Here is a 17,254-nt window from a genome sequence, read left to right on the forward strand (position 1 = left end):
TTTTTTGAGGAGGCAGCGTGGCACGAGTGACGCAGGAGCGAGCGATGCGGACCCGGGAGGCGATCTTGCGCGCCGCGGCGGAAGTCCTGGACGAGAGCGGTTTCGCCGGTGCGAGCATCACCGAGATCGTGAAGCGCGCCGGGGCGACCACGGGTGCGATGTACTTCCACTTCAAGTCGAAGGACGAGCTGGCCCGTGCGGTGATGGACTCCCAGTCCGAGACCGTCCTGCCGTACCTCGGATCGAAGGGCCTGCAACGGCTGGTGGACATCACCCTGGTCTGGTCCTGGCAGCTTCAAGTGGATCCGATGCTGCGGGCCGGTGTTCGCCTCGCCGTGGAGCAGGGTGCCTTCGGCGTCCAGGACGCCACCTCCTTCCACGACTGGAAGCGGATCATGGAGGAGTGCCTCGACGAGGCGCTCGCGGACGGGGAATTGCGCGAGGACGTCGAGCCGTCCGAGCTCGCGGAATTCGTCGTGAGCGCGTGCACCGGCACGCAGCTCTACTCCCAGCTGGTCAGCGGCCGGTCCGACCTGCCGCGGCGCACCGTGCGAATGTGGTCCTTCCTGCTCCCCGGTGTCGCCGTACCGGAGACGGTGGAGCGCATCGACCTGGATCTGCGGCGCGGCAAGGGTGACCCGGAGCCGCTGCCCCGGCCTGCCGGCGAGAGCCCTGACGACGACGCGTGACACCCGGCGCGAACCGGCAGGGCCCGGCGGGGGCGCCGGCCGGGATCCGGTCAGCGGCGCCGGTGACGGGAACGCTCCCCCCCCCGCTGTGCCCGACCAGCACCACATCCCGTAGGTCGTTCTCCTCGACAACGCGGACGATGTCACTGACATGCGTGTATATGTCCACGCCCGGCGCGGCTTCGGATGCCCGGTCGGCCAACCCGGCCAGAGTGAGCGGGTGGACATGGTGCCCCGCCGCCCGCAGCTTCGGCGTCACCTCCTCCCGGGCTGAACGGCGCTGAGGCTCTGCCGACGCCCACCTCCCCGGGTCGGTGAGAACGCCGTGCATCGGGAGCGCGCTCCAGCCGTCCGCCCGCCCGACTTCCCGAAGTCGCAGACAGAAGCCGGAGCCTGTCTCCAAAAAAAAGAGAACGTTCGCTATTCTTTCGTTGTTGTCACCACCTGCCCAGGGGCCACACCACGGAGGGAACGCACGATGCCTGTGCACAGCACCACTCACGGACCGGCTCTCACCGGCATCCAGCCGGTCTCCTCCTTCGCTGAAGGGCTCTTCGGGCATCTGCCGCGAGCCGACCAGCGCGGATGGGCCGAGACCTACCTGCGGGCGCTGCTGACGACGCCGGGCAAGAAGTCGGTGCGCCGACTGGCCGCCGCCGTCTCCGCTTCGCCGACCGCCTGCCAGTCGTTGCAGCAGTTCGTCAACGCCAGCCCGTGGGACTGGGAGCCGGTCCGCCGTGAACTGACGCGCTGGGCCGAAGCGCGGCACCCGGTCCACGCCTGGACCATCGCACCCGCCGTCCTGCCCAAGCGGGGCGAACACTCGGTGGGCGTGCACCACCGCTTCGTCCCCGGCGCCGGACGCACCCTCAACTGCCAGCTCGGCGTCGGGCTGTTCCTCTCCGGGCCCGGCGTGCACACCCCCGTCGACTGGCGGCTCTTCCTTCCCGGCCCGTGGTGCGACGACCCCGCGCTGCGAAGGCGCACCCGCGTCCCCGAGTCGGCCGGCCACCGTCCGCTGTGGGCCGACGCCCTCGACATGGTCACCGCCATGGCCTCGCGCACATCGCTCGACCCCGCTCCGGTGGTGGCGGACATGAGCGAACTGCCCGACGTCGGCCCGCTGATCGCCGGACTGGAGCGACAGGGACGGGACTTCGTCATCGCCGTGCGGGACGCCATGAGTGTGATCGCCGGCAGCCATCTTGCCGCCCGCCACAGCCCGGAGCCCGCCACGGCACTCAGCGTCCGTGACTTCCTGAGCTCGAACCGGACCCGGCACCCGCACACCGCCGTCGTGACAGGTCCCGACGGACAGCCGCGGCCGACCTGGATCGTGTCCGGCCTGGCCCGGCTGCCCGGCGCCCGCCCCGGTTCCGGTTCCGGTTCCGGCGAACCGCACCACACCTACCGGCTGTTCGCCGAACGGCCTGTGAGCGGCTGTCGGCCGTCCCAGGTCTGGATCACCAACATGCCCCACCGCCGCATGGACGAACTGCTCGCCCTCACCCGGCTGCATACCGGCACCCGTGCGGTGCGGCGCTCCCTGGAGGTCGACTTCGGCCTGCGCGACTTCGAGGGCCGCTCCTTCCCCGGCTGGCACCACCACATGACGCTCGTCTCGGCCGCCTACGCCTACAGCCGGCTGGCCCGGCCGACCGCGCTCGCGGAGCGACTGGCCGCCGTGCCCGCCCAACGCAGCGCCTGAGCAGGCCCTTTCGGCGCTGTTCGCGGTGCGCGGCTGAGGTTCTCCCGGCCGTGCGCCCGCGCGGAACACACCTTGCGCAAGTCGCCGAGGTCGTCTCGGGCCGCTCTCTCACAAGAGGAAACAGAGCGGTATCTACGTAATCTCTCTTCCGGTGTGCCGCCCGGTCGAACCCCGCTTTTCCCGTACAAACCATCAAGCAAGAGCACGACGAGAGGAACCATGGCCATGTCGGTCATAGATGACATGAAGACCGTTGAGGCAAAGCCCCCGGCCGAACCACAGCCCTCGGCACCCACACAGATGACCGGGCGGATGCGCCTTGTGCTGGTGGTGCTGCTGGTGGCGCAGTTCATGCTGGCGGTGGACTTTTCCATCCTGAACGTGGCGCTGCCGGTGATCGGGCAGGGGCTCGGGTTCTCGCTGGCGAATCTCCAGTGGATCGCGACCTCGTTCGCGCTCTGCGCGGCCGGTTTCACCTTGTTCTTCGGGCGGGTCGCCGACCTGTTCGGCCGGCGTCGGCTGTTCCTGCTGGGACTCGGTCTGCTCGGGGTCTCCTCCCTGGTCGGAGGCCTGGCGACCTCCCCCGAGATGCTGATCGCCGCCCGTGTCGCGCAGGGTCTGGCCACCGCGGCCGTCACCCCGGCCGGTCTGTCCCTGCTGACCACCTCCTTCCCCGAAGGCCCGCTGCGCGCCAAGGCGTTGGGTCTGAACGGCGCCCTGATGTCGGCCGGCTTCACCACCGGCGCGATCCTCGGCGGCGTCCTGACGGATCTGCTCTCCTGGCGCTGGTCGTTCTTCATCAACGTGCCCGTCGCCCTGGTGATCCTGATCATCGCGCCGAGTGTGATCAAGGAATCGCGCCCCACCGACCGTCCCAAGCTGGACATGCCCGGTGCCATCACCGTCACCATCGGTCTGCTGGCCCTCGTCTTCGGCCTCACCCAGGCCGGTGAGCACGGCTGGGGATCGGCCACCGCGCTGGTCCCCCTCCTCGTGGGCGCCGCACTGCTCGTCGCGTTCTACGCGGTCGAGAAGCGGTCCGCCTCCCCGCTCGTCCCGGTCAGCGTCCTCAAGCGCCGCACGGTCGCCTGGGGCAACATCGCGGGGCTGATCGCGTTCGTCACCGAGACCTCGCTGGTCTTCTTGATGACGCTCTATCTCCAGGAGGTCCTGGACTTCTCGCCGCTGACAGCCGGTCTGTCCTTCGGAGTGCTGGGCGTCGGCACCGTCGTCGGCGGGTCGGTGGCCGCGAGGATCATCGGCAGGATCGGCACAAAGGCCACGCTGATCACCGGTGGTGTGATCCAGACCGTCGCCACCGCGGCCCTGTTCACCCTCGGCGACGACCGTGCGTGGCTGTGGCTGCTCCTCCTCGGCACCTTCGTCGGCGGCATCGGCAACATGCTGGTCATCGTCGGGTTCATGGTCACGGCGACCTCCGGCCTGCCCGACCACGAGCAGGGCATGGCCACCGGTTTGGCCACCATGACCCAGCAGATCGGCATCACGATGGGCACGCCCATCATGAGCGCCATCGCCACCGGCCACATGGCCGGCCACAGCGGGCCGGCAGCCGTCCTCGACGGAGTCGGCCTCGCCGTACTGGTCAACGCGGCGATCGTGCTGCTCGGGGTCGTCCTCGCGGCGGTCTTCCTGCACGGCAAGAAGACGACAGCCACCAACTGACCGGCCCTGCCCGGTACCCGGCCCGGCGGCGCATCCGTCCCTTTCCCGCGACGGATGCGCCGCCGCCTCGTGCCGTATCGCGCCGCCCCGCGCCGTTCTGCCCAGCCCCGCCCCCGTCCTCTCCGCACACAAGCCCCCGTCCTCTCCGCACAAGGAGGAGCACCGATGGATCTCCAGCTCACCAGCAAGGTCTACCTCGTCACCGGCGTCTCGGCCGGTATCGGCGAAGCCACCGCCCGCGTACTGGCCGCCGAAGGCGCACACGTCATCGGCACCGCCCGCCACATCGACAGCCTCGACCTCGGCCCCGGTGTGAGCGCGCTCTTCGCGGATGCCACCGACCCCGACAGCGCACAGCGCGTCGTCGACACCGTCGTCGAGCGCCATGGCCGCCTCGACGGCCTGGTCAACAACGCCGGCGGACTCACCTCGCGCAGCGGCTTCCTCGAGGTGACCGACGCGCAGTGGCGGGACGGCTTCGACCTCAACTTCCACGCACACGTCCGGATGACCCGAGCGGCCCTGCCCGCCCTCCTCGCCACCGGTGCGGGCAGCCTCGTCCATGTGGCAAGCGAGGCGGCCCGCTTCCCGGACGCCCCGCTCGTCGACTACGCCGCCGCCAAGACCGCGCTGCTCTCCCTCTCCAAGTCCCTGACCGTCGAGTTCGGCCCCCGTGGCATCCGCTCCAACATCGTCTCGCCCGGTCCCACCCGCACCGCCCTGTTCGACGCGCCCGGCGGCTTCGCCGACCAGCTCGCCGAGCGGTTCTCGCTTCCCGCCGAGGAGGCCGTCGAGCGCTTCGTACGGGAAGAGCGCAAGCTGCCCACCGGCCGGATCGGCGCCCCCGACGACGTCGCCAGGGTCATCGCCTATCTGCTCTCGCCCCTCGCAGCGCAGGTCACCGGCTCGGAATGGGCCGTCGACGGCGGAGCACTGCGCCAGATCTGAGGGCCCGAGCCGGACCCCGACCCCGGCCCCGCAGCAGGCCGGGCTGCCGCCCCAGTGCGGCAGCCCGGCCTGCTGCTATGTCCGCTACCGGTGAGTGGCCCCGACTCCGCCGTCCCGCACGTGGATCCGGGCCGGGCGGTGCCACAGCCCGCCCACGCAGAACAGCAGCAGGGCGCCCCAGATGAGGGAGAAACCGGCCCAGCGCGCGCCGGAGACCGACTCGTGCAGCACGAACAGGCCGATCAGGAACTGCATCGCCGGGTTGATGTACTGGAGGAAGCCCAGCACGGACAGGGGGAGGCGGGTGGTCGCGGCGCCGAAGGACATCAGCGGCAGCACGGTCGCGAGACCGGCACTGGCCAGCAGCAGTCCGTGCGCCACTCCGGTGTGGCCGAAGACCGCGCGGCCCGCCGTCTCGGCGAAGGCCAGGTAGACAACGGCCGGTACGAACGTCGTCGCCGATTCGACGACCAGCGCTTCGGTGGCCGGCGCGGCGGCGAACTTGCGGAGCAGCCCGTACAGCGCCGAGGTGGCACCCAGCAGCAGCGGCACCCAAGGTGGCGTCCCGGCGCCCGCCGCGATCACCACGATCGCGGCGAACCCCAGCCCCAGAGCAGCCCATTGATGCGGTCGCAGGCGTTCGCGCAGCACCGTTACGCCGAGCAGCACGGTCATGATGGGGTTGATGAAGTAGCCGAGCGAGGCTTCCAGGACATGTCCGTGGGTGGTGGCCCAGATGTAGATGCCCCAATTGACGGCGATCACCAGCCCGCTGAGTGTCAGCAGCCAGGCCCGCCGCCCCATCGCGACGATCCGCCGGAGCCGGCCGCGATCCCGTCGCAGCACGAGGACGAGCAGCAACACCGGCAGCGACCACGTCATACGGTGCGCGAGGATCTCCAGTGAGCTCGCCGGCTCCAGAAGAGGCCAGTAGAGGGGGAAGAGACCCCACAGCACGTAGGTCGTGACGCCGAAGGCCAGGCCGGTGGCGGGTGCACGCGGCGGGCCGGATCTTCCGTTCCTGTCCCTGGCGGTGGCGGAGGCGGGGGCGGGGGCGGGGGCATTGGTGATGGCGGGGGCGCTGGTGTCGACCGGCATGTGCGTGACCTTTGACGAGAGGGCGAAACCCCGGGCTGGGGCCCTGGCAGTCAAGGTCCGGCGCGACCGGTCGTTCAAGGAAAGTCTGGTCCGCCGCGCCGACTCCGGTGACTCCTGTGAATCGCAGTCATCCGATGCGGGCGATGGCCCTCCGCCATCCCCACGCGCCCTCCGCCGTGCGCCCTCCGCCGTGCGCCCTCGATCGTGCGCCCTCCGCCATCCGCCGGGCCGGGCTCAGGAGGTGGGCGCGAACAGGTCGATGCCGTTGCCGTCCGGGTCCAGGACGACGGCGTAGCGCTGCCCCCAGTCCGCGTTCCAGGGCGACATGTGGCCCTCGTACCCGGCCTCGGTCAGCTCGCCGTAGACCTTGTCGACCTCGGCGGGGGAGTCGCACAGGAAGGCCAGCCCGATCCGCCCCGCGCCGCGCGGCGGGGGCGTCCAGTCGGGCGCGAAGGAGCGCACGGTCTCCTCGGTGTCCCAGGCGATCCGCACGCCGCCGGGCGTGGTGGCCTCGACGTGGGGCTGGTCGTCGGACCCGGCGGGGATGTCCAGGCCCAGACGCCGGTAGAAGGTGAGGGTCGCGGCCATGTCCGAGGTGACCATGCCGATGAGGTCGAATCGAGGTGTCATACCCGCACGTTAGGCCGCGTCCGCCGCCGTGGTCTTGAACGAATCGGACGTGCCGCACCGGCGCCGGGCACGGATACGGTGGATCCATGGCCGAGATTGTGACCGTCTTGACGACCACCGGTTCCGAGGAGCGGGCCCGTGCGCTGGCCTCGGGCGCCGTCGAACGCCGCCTGGCGGCCTGTGCGCAGCTCAACGGGCCCGTCACGTCGGTGTACCGCTGGGAGGGCGCGATCCAGACCGATCCGGAGTGGCAGGTGCTGCTGAAGACGAGCGCGGCACGCTACGCCGCGCTGGAGTCGTATCTGCGCGAGGCACACGACTACGACGTGCCCGAGATCATAGCCACCCCCGTCACGCACGGCAGCGCGGACTACCTGGCGTGGGTGGAGGCGGAGACGGATCCGGGGGCGGCGACGGCGGCAGGCGGGGAGTCGGAGACGGAGACGGTCTGAGCGGGGCCGGGGTCTCCCGGGCCCCCGCTGCCGGGCCCGTGGGCCCACGGCCGTCACTCCCGCGCAACGGAGCGGCAACCGGCAGCCCGCACACTCGGTGCATGACGGTCTCGACCGCACAGCCCGCCCTCCCGCTCCCGAGCCCCGGCCCCGTCCCCCAGGACCCCGCCCGCGACCGCACGGCGCCACCCGCGACCCCGCCGGGCCCCGCGGCCCTCCCCCTCACCACCGGGCAGCTCATCACCCGCTTCGCCGCGCAGCTCAGCGACCAGCTCAGCACCGTCCGCCCGCCCCGAACGGGCCCGCCGCCGCCCACCGTCCCCCCGGGCTGACGCCCCCCGGACCCTGCCGGGCCGCACTCCGGAAGCCCCCCGGAAGCCTCCCGGAGCCCCCCGGAAAGCACACCTGGAAAGAGCCGCGACGTCACTCCGCGCGCTCCCTCCGGTTACCGTCGGCGTATGCACCGCACGTACGGCACACCCGCACCGGACGCCGCGGACGGCCCGCCCGGCCCCTGCTACGCGCCCTCCGACAGCGAGCGCTGGGTGCCCGAGCCGGACAAGCGCCCTGGTCGTACGGCCTTTCAGCGCGATCGCGCCCGCGTGCTGCACTCGGCGGCGCTGCGCCGCCTCGCGGGCAAGACGCAGGTCGTCGCGCCCGGCTCCAGCAGCCCCGCCTGGGATGCCACCCCGCGCACCCGGCTGACCCATTCCCTCGAATGCGCCCAGGTCGGCCGCGAGCTGGGCGCTGCCCTGGGCTGCGACCCGGACCTGGTCGAGACGGCCTGCCTCGCGCACGATCTGGGGCACCCGCCGTTCGGGCACAACGGGGAGGCCGCGCTCAGCGACATCGCCGCTCCGGCCGGCGGCTTCGAGGGGAACGCGCAGTCGCTGCGGCTGCTGACCCGGCTGGAGCCCAAGCGCTTCTCGTCCGAGCCCGGCGCCCAGGCCCACGTCGGGCTCAACCTGACGCGGGCCGCGCTGGACGCCGCCACGAAGTACCCCTGGCGGCGCGGCGAGCGTCCCGGCGACCCGGACTCCCCGAAGTTCGGGGTCTACGAGGAGGACCTGCCCGTCTTCCACTGGCTGCGCGCCGGCGCCCCCGAGGGACGTCGCTGCTTCGAGGCGCAGGTCATGGACTGGTCCGACGATGTGGCCTACTCCGTGCACGACGTCGAGGACGGCATACGCGCCGGCCACCTCGACCCCGGGCTGCTGCTCTCCCCGCCCGAGCGGAGGGACGTGTTCGCCGTGGCCGCCGCGCGCTACGCGCCCGGCGCGAGCGAGGGCGAGCTGTCCGCCGCGCTCGACCGGCTGCTGGCCCAGGACTGGTGGCCGCACTTCCACGACGGCTCGGCGCTGGCCCAGGCCCGGCTCAAGGACGCCTCCAGCCAGCTCATCGGCCGCTTCTGCCTGGCCGCCGAGGCCGCGACGCGCGCCGCGTACGGCGCCGGGCGGCTGACACGCTACGCGGCGGAGCTGATCGTGCCCGAGGACGCCCGGCTGGAGTGCGCCGTCCTCAAGGCGGTGGCCGACCGCTACGTCATGCAGCGGCCCGATCTGGAGCGGCTGCGGGCCGAGCAGCGGGTGGTCATCGCGGAGCTGGCCGAGGCTCTGCTCGCGCGGGCGCCCGAAGGGCTCGACCCGCAGTACGCGGCCTTGTACGCCGAGGCGGAGCCGGGCGCCGGGAGCGAGCGGGAGGGGGCGGCGGCCCGGCTGCGCGTGGTCGTCGACCAGATCTCGTCGCTGACCGACGTCTCGGCCCGCTCCTTGCACAGGGCGCTGACGACGCCGTGAGCACCGCGCCCGCGAGGCCGCCGCACGGGCGGGCCCGCAGCCAGAAACGCCCGGCCGCGGCGTGTGCGGCGGTGCCGCGCCGCGCCGGGGACGCGTCGCGGAACCCGCCGCGGCGCGCGCACGTCCCTTCTTCCCCTCCCTCTTCCCGCGCCCGCACCGATGCGGGACGCTCACCTGTGGACGACGGGGGGAACCGCACGAAAGCACGGCCCACAGGGGGCAGCGTCATCGAGGAGGCTTCAAGTGGTCGACGCACACCGTACGTTCGTCATCGTCGGAGGGGGACTGGCGGGGGCGAAAGCCGCCGAGACCCTGCGCGCGGAGGGCTTCACCGGCCGCGTCATCCTGATCGGCGACGAGCGCGACCATCCCTATGAGCGCCCCCCGCTCTCCAAGGGCTATCTCACCGGTTCGGACGAACGCGACAGCGTCTTCGTGCACGAGCCCGCCTGGTACGCGGGCGCCGACATCGAGCTGCACCTGGGGCAGCCGGCCGTGCAGCTCGACCGCGAGAACAAGTCGGTCCGCCTGGGCGACGGCACCCGCGTCCACTACGACAAGCTGCTGTTGGCCACCGGCGCCGAGCCGCGCCGGCTGGAGGTGCCCGGCACGGACCTGGCCGGGGTCCACCACCTGCGCCGCCTCGCGCACGCCGACCGGCTGCGCGGGGTGCTCTCGGCGCTCGGCCAGGAGAACGGCCACCTGGTGATCGCGGGGGCCGGCTGGATCGGCCTGGAGGTGGCGGCGGCGGCGCGCTCGTACGGCGCCGAGGTCACCGTCGTCGAGCCCGAGCCCGCGCCGCTCCACACCGTTCTGGGGCCCGAGCTGGGCGCGCTCTTCGCCGACCTGCACCGCGAGCACGGCGTCCGCTTCCACTTCGGGGCGCGGCTGACCGAGATCGTCGGGGAGGGCGGGCTCGTCCACCACGTGCGCACGGACGACGGCGACGAGCACCCCGCCCACGACGTGCTCGCCGCCATCGGCGCGGCCCCCCGCACCGCGCTGGCCGAGGCCGCGGGGCTGGAGCTGGCGCCGGGGCCCGGCGGGGGCATCGCCGTGGACGCCGCGCTGCGCACCTCCGACCCGGACATCTACGCGGCCGGGGACGCCGCCGCCGTACAGCACCCGCTGCTGGGGGAGCGGCTGCGCGTGGAGCACTGGGCCAACGCGCTCAACGGAGGACCGGCCGCCGCCCGCTCGATGCTGGACCAGGACGTGTCCTACGACCGGGTGCCGTACTTCTTCTCCGACCAGTACGACCTGGGCATGGAGTACTCGGGCCACGCGCCGCCCGGCTCCTACGACCAGGTGGTGTGCAGGGGCGATGTGGGCAAGCGCGAGTTCGTCGCCTTCTGGCTCCGGGACAACCGGGTGCTGGCCGGGCTGAACGCCAACATCTGGGATGTGACGGGCCCCATCCAGGACCTGATCCGCTCCGGCGCCAGGGTCGATCCCCACGCGCTGGCCGACCCGGGTGTGCCGCTCGCGTCACTGGGCACCCCGGACGGTGCGGGAGCGGCGGACGCTCCGGGTGCAGCTGGAACAGCATGAGTGGCCGCCGGTCCCGTGCGATGCCTGTGCGGTGATGCCCGCACGGGGCAAACGGGATAAATTGCCTCAGAGTGCCGCGATGTCTGCGACGTATGCGGCGAGCTGACGCACGCGGCGAGCTAAGGACGAGTGAGCAATGGCGAAGCAGACGGTTGCCGAGCAGTTCGTCGACACACTGGTGCGCTCCGGAGTCGAGCGCATGTACGGGGTGGTGGGCGACAGCCTGAACCCCATCGTCGACGCCATCCGGCGCAACTCGGCCATCGACTGGGTCCAGGTCCGGCACGAGGAGGCCGCGGCCTTCGCCGCCGGCGCCGAGGCCCAGCTCACCGGAAAGCTCGCCGCCTGCGCCGGCTCCTGCGGCCCCGGCAATTTGCACCTGATCAACGGGCTGTTCGACGCACACCGCTCCATGGCGTCGGTGCTGGCGCTGGCCTCGCACATCCCCAGCGGCGAGATCGGCACCAGCTTCTTCCAGGAGACCCACCCGGACCGGCTGTTCACCGAGTGCAGCCACTACAGCGAGCTGATCTCCAGCGAGCAGCAGATGCCCCGGGTGCTCCAGACGGCCATCCAGCACGCGGTCGGCCTCCAGGGCGTCAGCGTGGTCGCCCTCCCCGGCGACCTGGCCTCACAGCCCGCGCCCGACAGCCCCGAGGAGCACGCGCTGGTCGCCTCCCGCCCCCGGGTCCGCCCCGGGGACGCGGAGGTCGACGCGCTGGTGCGGATGATCGACGAGTCGGAGAAGGTCACGCTCTTCTGCGGCGCGGGCACGGCGGGCGCGCACGAGGAGGTCATGGAGTTCGCCGAGCGGCTCAAGTCCCCGGTGGGCCACGCGCTGCGCGGCAAGGAATGGATCCAGTACGACAACCCGTACGACGTGGGCATGAGCGGGCTGCTCGGCTACGGCGCCGCCTACGAGGCCACCCATGAGTGCGACCTGCTGATCCTGCTGGGCACGGACTTCCCGTACAACGCGTTCCTGCCCAAGAACTGCAAGATCGTCCAGGTCGATGTGCGCCCCGAGCACCTCGGCCGCCGCACCCAGCTCGACCTGGCGGTCTGGGGCGACGTCCGCGAGACGCTGCGCTGCCTGACCCCGAGGGTGCAGGCCAAGACCAGCCGCAAGTTCCTCGACCGGATGCTCAAGAAGCATGCCGACGCGCTGGAGGGTGTCGTCAGCGCGTACACCCGCAAGGTCGAGAAGCACACGCCCATCCACCCCGAGTACGTCGCCTCCCTCCTGGACGAGGAAGCGGCCGACGACGCCGTCTTCACCGTCGACACCGGCATGTGCAACGTGTGGGCGGCCCGCTACCTGACGCCCAACGGGCGCCGCCGGGTGATCGGCTCCTTCAGCCACGGCTCCATGGCCAACGCGATGCCCCAGGCCATCGGCGCGCAGTTCATCGACCGGGACCGGCAGGTCATCTCCATGTCGGGCGACGGCGGCTTCGCCATGCTGATGGGCGACTTCCTCACGCTCGTGCAGTACGACCTGCCGGTCAAGGTCGTCCTGTTCAACAACTCCTCGCTCGGCATGGTCGAGCTGGAGATGATGGTCGACGGCATGCCCGCTTACGGGACGAACAACCGCAACCCGGACTTCGCGGCCCTGGCCCGGGCGGCCGGGGCGCACGCGGTGCGCGTCGAGAAGCCCAAGCACCTGCGCGGTGCCCTGCGGGAGGTGCTGGCGCACAAGGGGCCCGCGCTCATCGACGTGGTGACGGATCCCCACTCGCTCTCCCTCCCGCCGAAGATCACCCGCGAGCAGGTGAGCGGGTTCGCCCTGTCGGCCGGGAAGACCGTCCTGGCGGGCGGCGTGGGACGGATGGTGCAGATGGCCCGCTCGAACCTCCGGAACGTTCCGCGGCCGTAGGTGTTCCCTGACCCAGGGTGCCCCTGTCTGTGTGTCGTCGGGTGCGGGTGCGGGTGCGGGTGCGGGTGCGGGTGCGCTGTGGTTGCTCGCGCCCACGCGGCGGAGCCGCATATGACACAGCCCCGCGCCCCTTCGGGCCGCCCTCTCCGGGACGGAGACCGGGCGGGGGCTCCCGGGCGGGAGTGTCACCGCGGCGCCGTAGACTTCCATCGTGGCTGGCAGGATCAATGACGAGGACGTGAAGGCGGTAAGGGACGCGGTCCCGATCGACTCCGTCGTGTCCGAGTATCTCCAGCTGCGCAACGCCGGCGGCGGCAACCTCAAGGGCCTGTGCCCCTTCCACGACGAGAAGTCCCCCTCCTTCCACGTCAGCCCCAGCAAGGGCTTCTACCACTGCTTGGCAGGGGAGACGAGGGTGCTGACCTGGGAGGGCGTCAAGCCGATCCGGGAGCTCGCGGGAAGCACACACCGCATCCTGACGCGCAGCGGGAACTGGTACGAGGCGCCCTTCCGCTCCTTCGGCGTGCAGCCGCTGATGAAGATCACGCTCGGACGGAACCACCAGACCAAGGTGATCCATGCGACACCGGAGCACCGGTGGTTCGTCTGGTCGGGCAAGAGCCGCTACAACGTACGCGAGTACGTGACGTCCGAACTCAAGCCGCAGCACCGGCTCAGCTACGTCTTCCCCGGCTCCCGCGTCCAGCGCACCACACCGTCCCCCTTCGGTATCGCGCACGGGATCACCTACGGTGACGGCACCGTGAACGGCACGGGCTCCGTGGCGCAGCTCGACCCCGTCAAGGACGCCGAGCTGCTGAAGTACTTTCCCAACAGCGAGCAGGCGCACAGCGAGCGCCAGATCGTGATCCATCACCTGCCGAGGTTCTTCAAGTCGCTCCCGCCTCTCGACGAGTCGGTCTCGTATCTCTACGGCTGGCTCGCGGGCTACGTCGCCGCTGACGGTCACGTCTCCAAGGACGGGACGGTCATGCTCAACTGCGCGGAACGGGAGACGCTGGAGTTCGTCCGCGCGGTGTGCACACGGCTAGGGATCGGCACCTACGGCATCACAGAGCAGGTCCGCGAGGGCTTTCCCGGGCGGGAGCCCAGTTCTCTGTTTCGCGTTCACTTCATCAACGAGGACCTGACAGAGGAATTCTTCCTCCATTCCGGTCACCGGAAGCGGTTCGCCGACGCGAAAAAGAGCTTCGCCCGCCGTGGCTGGGTGGTGAAGTCCGTCGAGGAGACGGACCGTGTGGAGGAGGTCTTCTGCGCCACAGTCGAGCAGGGCGCGGCCTTCGTGCTGGAGGACAACATCCTCACGGGTAACTGCTTCGGCTGCCAGGAAGGCGGGGACACTCTCGACTTCGTGATGAAGGTCGACCACCTGTCGTTCTCCGAGTCCGTCGAGCGGCTCGCGGCCCGCGCCGGGATCACCTTGCGCTACGAGGAGGGCGGGTACGGCCGCGCCTCCCAGCAGGGCGAGCGCACCCGTCTGGTGGAGGCGCACAAGGTCGCCGCGCGCTTCTACACCGAGCAGCTCGACGGGCCCGAGGCCGAGGTCGGGCGGCGCTTCCTGGCGGAGCGGGGCTTCGACCAGGCGGCGGCGCTGCACTTCGGCGTCGGCTACGCGCCGGCCGGCTGGGACCACCTGGTGCGGTATCTGCGCGGGCAGGGCTTCAGCGACAAGGAGCTGACGCTCTCGGGCCTGGCCCAGGAGGCGCGCAACGGCCGCCCGATCGACCGCTTCCGCGGCAGGCTGATGTGGCCCATCCGCGACATCACCGGCGATGTGGTCGGCTTCGGTGCCCGCAAGCTGCGCGAGGACGACCAGGGGCCGAAGTATCTGAACACCCCCGAGACGCCCATCTACCGCAAGTCCCAGGTGCTGTACGGCATCGACCTGGCCAAACGCGAGATCGCCAAGGCCAACCGCGCGGTCGTGGTCGAGGGCTACACCGATGTCATGGCCTGTCACCTCGCGGGGGTCCCCACCGCCATCGCCACCTGCGGCACCGCCTTCGGCGGCGAGCACGTGAAGATCCTGCGCCGGGTGCTGATGGACAACAGCCAGTCGGAGGTCGTCTTCACCTTCGACGGGGACGCGGCCGGGCAGAAGGCCGCGCTGCGCGCCTTCGAGGACGACCAGAAGTTCGCCGCGCGCACCTCCATCGCCATCACCCCCGGCGGAATGGACCCCTGCGACCTGCGCCTGGCACAGGGCGACGACGCCGTGGGCAAGGTCGTCGAGAGCCGCGCGCCGCTCTTCCGGTTCGCGATGCGCTCGATCGTGGACCGGCACAACCTCGATACGGCGGGCGGCCGTTCGGAGGCGCTGGAGGAGGCGGCCCCCGTCATCGCCCAGATCAAGGACGGCGGCGTCCAGCACGAGAGCGCCGTCGAGCTGGCCGGGCTGCTGGGCATCGTGGACGAGCAGTTCGTGGTGCGCCGCGTCGGACAGCTCGCCCGGTGGGCGCGTGAGCGCGGCCACGCCCCCGCGCGGGGAGAGCGCGGGCCGCGCACGGCTGAGCACCCGGCGGCCCAGGCGCCCCCGCCGCCGCGCGGACCCGACCTGAACCTGCGCAGCCCCGCGCACCGAGTCGAGCGCGAGCTGCTCAAGCTGGCGCTCCAGCGCCCCGAGCTGGTCTCGCCCGCCTTCGACGCCTACGGCGCCGACGAGTTCACGGCCCCGCCTTACGCCGTCGTGCGCCAGGCCGTCGAGGCCGCGGGCGGCGCCGAGTCGGGCGCCGGCGACAGCGGCTACATCGCCCGGGTGCGCGAGGCGGCGCCGGACGACGGGGTGCGCTCCCTGGTGACGGAGCTGGCCGTCGAGCCGCTGCGCAGCGCCCGCAACCGCGACCCCGACGAGGCGTACGCGGGCGAGCAGTTGGTCGCCGTGCGCCGCGCCGCCGTCAACGCCCGCATCTCCGACCTGGAGGGCGCGGCCCGCCGCCTGGAGGCCCGCCAGGACGTCGAGCAGTCGGCCGCCGTACGCCGGCAGATCTGGACGCTCCAGCAGTACGGCATCGCGCTGCGCGAGCGCGGCGCGGCAGCGCTCTGACGCGCCGGGTCGCGGCGCGAGGAGCCCCGGTGCGAGCCCCGGCAGGGCCCTGACGCGGCACTGCTGTCCCCGGCGTCACTCCTGTATCCGCTGCCACCCAGGTTCGTAATGGGTCGTACGCGCTTAGTCACGTTCGGCGTAAAAACTGCCCGCACGACCCTCGTGGCGGGAGTGTGTCGTACTCCACACTGGTGGGCGGTGCCTGAGTCCTCGGAGCGGGGCGGTGCTGGCCAGGAGGGGCCGGAGTCCCCCGCGGATCCGCAGATTACGTACGGGATGGAGCGCGGCCCGGCCGCAGCCGTCCCCGTCTCGCACGTCGCCCCCGAACCGGCAGCGATCACACTGGAGGTCGCCCCCGTGCAGACCCAGACCCTGACAACGGCGGCCCCCGCCGCCCCGACAGCCCCGGCCGTGACCCCGCACGCCGTGCCGTCCGCGCCCCCGGCGCACTCCGGGCAGCCCCTGGCCGTGCCGTCCGCGCCCGAGCCGCTCACGCCCGGGACACCCGCACCGCCCGCGGCCCCCGCCGAAGCCGTTCCCGAGCGGCCGGCCCCGTCCGACGCCGAGTGGGAGGTCCAGCGCCCGCAGCCGCAGGAACTGCCCGGCAGCGGCCCCTCGGCCGACCTGTTCCGGCAGTATCTGCGCGAGATCGGACGCATCCCGCTGCTGACGGCGGCCGAGGAGGTCGAGCTGGCCCGCCGCGTGGAAGCGGGGCTGTTCGCCGAGGAGAAGCTCACCCACGCGCCCCGGCTGGAGGGCCGGCTCGCGCTGGACCTCGACCAGCTCGTGGTGCGGGGCCGGATGGCCAAGCGCCGCCTCATAGAGGCGAATCTGCGGCTCGTCGTCTCGGTGGCCAAGCGCTATGTGGGCCGGGGCCTGACCATGCTCGACCTGGTGCAGGAGGGCAACCTCGGGCTGATCCGCGCGGTGGAGAAGTTCGACTACGCGCGCGGCTACAAGTTCTCCACCTACGCGACGTGGTGGATCCGGCAGGCCATGTCCCGCGCCCTGGCCGACCAGGCGCGCACCATCCGGGTGCCGGTGCACGTGGTCGAGCTGATCAACCGCGTGGTGCGGGTGCAGCGCAGGATGCTTCAAGAGCGCGGCTACGAGCCCTCGGCCGAAGAGGTCGCCACCCACCTCGACCTGACGGAGGAGCGGGTCAGCGAGGTGCTGCGGCTGGCCCAGGAACCGGTCTCGCTGCACGCCCCGGTCGGCGAGGAGGACGACGTCAACCTCGGTGACCTCATCGAGGACGGTGACGCGCCCTCACCGGTCGAGTCGGCGGCGTTCCTGCTGCTGCGCGAACACCTGGAGGCCGTGCTCTCCACACTGGGGGAGCGCGAGCGCAAGGTCGTCCAGCTGCGCTACGGGCTCATCGACGGCCGGCCGCGCACCCTTGAGGAGATCGGCCGCCTCTTCGGCGTCACACGCGAGCGGATACGCCAGATCGAGTCCAAGACCCTCAACAAGCTGCGCGACCACGCGTTCGCCGACCAGCTGCGGGGCTACCTGGACTGACCCCGAGCGCCCAGGCGCCGCCGTGGCGAGGGCAGTTCGCCACGGCGGCCCTGTGTGCGCCGGGTGCGCGGTGTGCGTGGGGAGCGTGAGGCGCCCTTGTCGCACCGTTCGCTTCCTCTCCATAATCACGACAGCATTTCGTGGATCCACCCCCCTGCGACCGGACTTCCTACGGGTGTTCGTACGCCGTCCCTTGTCGCTCGGCGTGGGTCCCGGCATGTGTGTCAACCCC

General features: G+C 71.7%; 13 protein-coding genes. 11 read left to right on the top strand and 2 right to left on the bottom strand.

Annotation, left to right across the window (positions count from 1 at the left end):
- Positions 1 to 44 precede the first annotated feature (44 nt).
- From OHB04_RS28570 to OHB04_RS28585, 4 genes are all read left to right on the top strand, one after another.
- Positions 45 to 689, top strand: coding sequence for a ScbR family autoregulator-binding transcription factor (locus OHB04_RS28570; RefSeq protein ID WP_326692951.1), 645 nt, complete (start codon positions 45 to 47; stop codon positions 687 to 689).
- A gap of 478 nt (positions 690 to 1,167) precedes the next feature.
- A complete protein-coding gene (locus tag OHB04_RS28575) occupies positions 1,168 to 2,397 on the top strand; it encodes an IS701 family transposase (RefSeq protein ID WP_326808599.1) in 1,230 nt (409 codons plus the stop codon).
- Positions 2,398 to 2,640: 243 nt separating this feature from the next.
- Complete coding sequence (locus OHB04_RS28580) at positions 2,641 to 4,083, top strand: MFS transporter (protein WP_326692952.1); 1,443 nt, start codon at positions 2,641 to 2,643, stop codon at positions 4,081 to 4,083.
- Between the two features lie 165 nt (positions 4,084 to 4,248).
- Entirely contained in the window at positions 4,249 to 5,031 is a 783-nt protein-coding gene (locus OHB04_RS28585; protein ID WP_326690515.1) for an SDR family NAD(P)-dependent oxidoreductase, read from the top strand.
- An 84-nt stretch (positions 5,032 to 5,115) separates the two neighbouring features.
- Here OHB04_RS28585 and rarD read toward each other — a convergent pair whose 3' ends face one another.
- Entirely contained in the window at positions 5,116 to 6,129 is a 1,014-nt protein-coding gene (gene rarD / locus OHB04_RS28590) for an EamA family transporter RarD (protein WP_326808600.1), read from the bottom strand.
- A gap of 234 nt (positions 6,130 to 6,363) precedes the next feature.
- Entirely contained in the window at positions 6,364 to 6,759 is a 396-nt protein-coding gene (locus OHB04_RS28595; RefSeq protein WP_326690517.1) for a VOC family protein, read from the bottom strand.
- Between the two features lie 86 nt (positions 6,760 to 6,845).
- Between OHB04_RS28595 and cutA the strand changes: the two genes are divergently transcribed.
- The 7 genes from cutA (at position 6,846) to OHB04_RS28630 (ending at position 17,022) form a co-directional block, all read left to right on the top strand.
- Entirely contained in the window at positions 6,846 to 7,211 is a 366-nt protein-coding gene (gene cutA / locus OHB04_RS28600; RefSeq protein WP_326690518.1) for a divalent-cation tolerance protein CutA, read from the top strand.
- Between the two features lie 101 nt (positions 7,212 to 7,312).
- Entirely contained in the window at positions 7,313 to 7,543 is a 231-nt protein-coding gene (locus tag OHB04_RS28605; protein WP_326808601.1) for a hypothetical protein, read from the top strand.
- Positions 7,544 to 7,669: 126 nt separating this feature from the next.
- Entirely contained in the window at positions 7,670 to 9,007 is a 1,338-nt protein-coding gene (locus tag OHB04_RS28610; protein ID WP_326690520.1) for a deoxyguanosinetriphosphate triphosphohydrolase, read from the top strand.
- 243 nt (positions 9,008 to 9,250) lie between these two features.
- Positions 9,251 to 10,558 (top strand): NAD(P)/FAD-dependent oxidoreductase, encoded by a 1,308-nt coding sequence (locus OHB04_RS28615; protein ID WP_326808602.1) that lies wholly within the window; start codon positions 9,251 to 9,253, stop codon positions 10,556 to 10,558.
- A 136-nt stretch (positions 10,559 to 10,694) separates the two neighbouring features.
- The gene (locus OHB04_RS28620; RefSeq protein ID WP_326690522.1) at positions 10,695 to 12,437 is read left to right on the top strand and encodes a pyruvate dehydrogenase; all 1,743 of its coding nucleotides are present in this window, start codon (positions 10,695 to 10,697) and stop codon (positions 12,435 to 12,437) included.
- A gap of 211 nt (positions 12,438 to 12,648) precedes the next feature.
- Positions 12,649 to 15,501 carry a DNA primase gene (gene dnaG, locus OHB04_RS28625; protein ID WP_326808603.1) on the top strand — a complete coding sequence of 951 codons (2,853 nt, stop codon included), beginning with the start codon at positions 12,649 to 12,651 and terminating at the stop codon, positions 15,499 to 15,501.
- 198 nt (positions 15,502 to 15,699) lie between these two features.
- Positions 15,700 to 17,022, top strand: coding sequence for an RNA polymerase sigma factor (locus OHB04_RS28630; RefSeq protein ID WP_326690524.1), 1,323 nt, complete (start codon positions 15,700 to 15,702; stop codon positions 17,020 to 17,022).
- The last annotated feature ends 232 nt before the right edge of the window (positions 17,023 to 17,254 follow it).

The sequence above is a fragment of the Streptomyces sp. NBC_01775 genome, assembly GCF_035917675.1.
Taxonomy (GTDB): domain Bacteria; phylum Actinomycetota; class Actinomycetes; order Streptomycetales; family Streptomycetaceae; genus Streptomyces.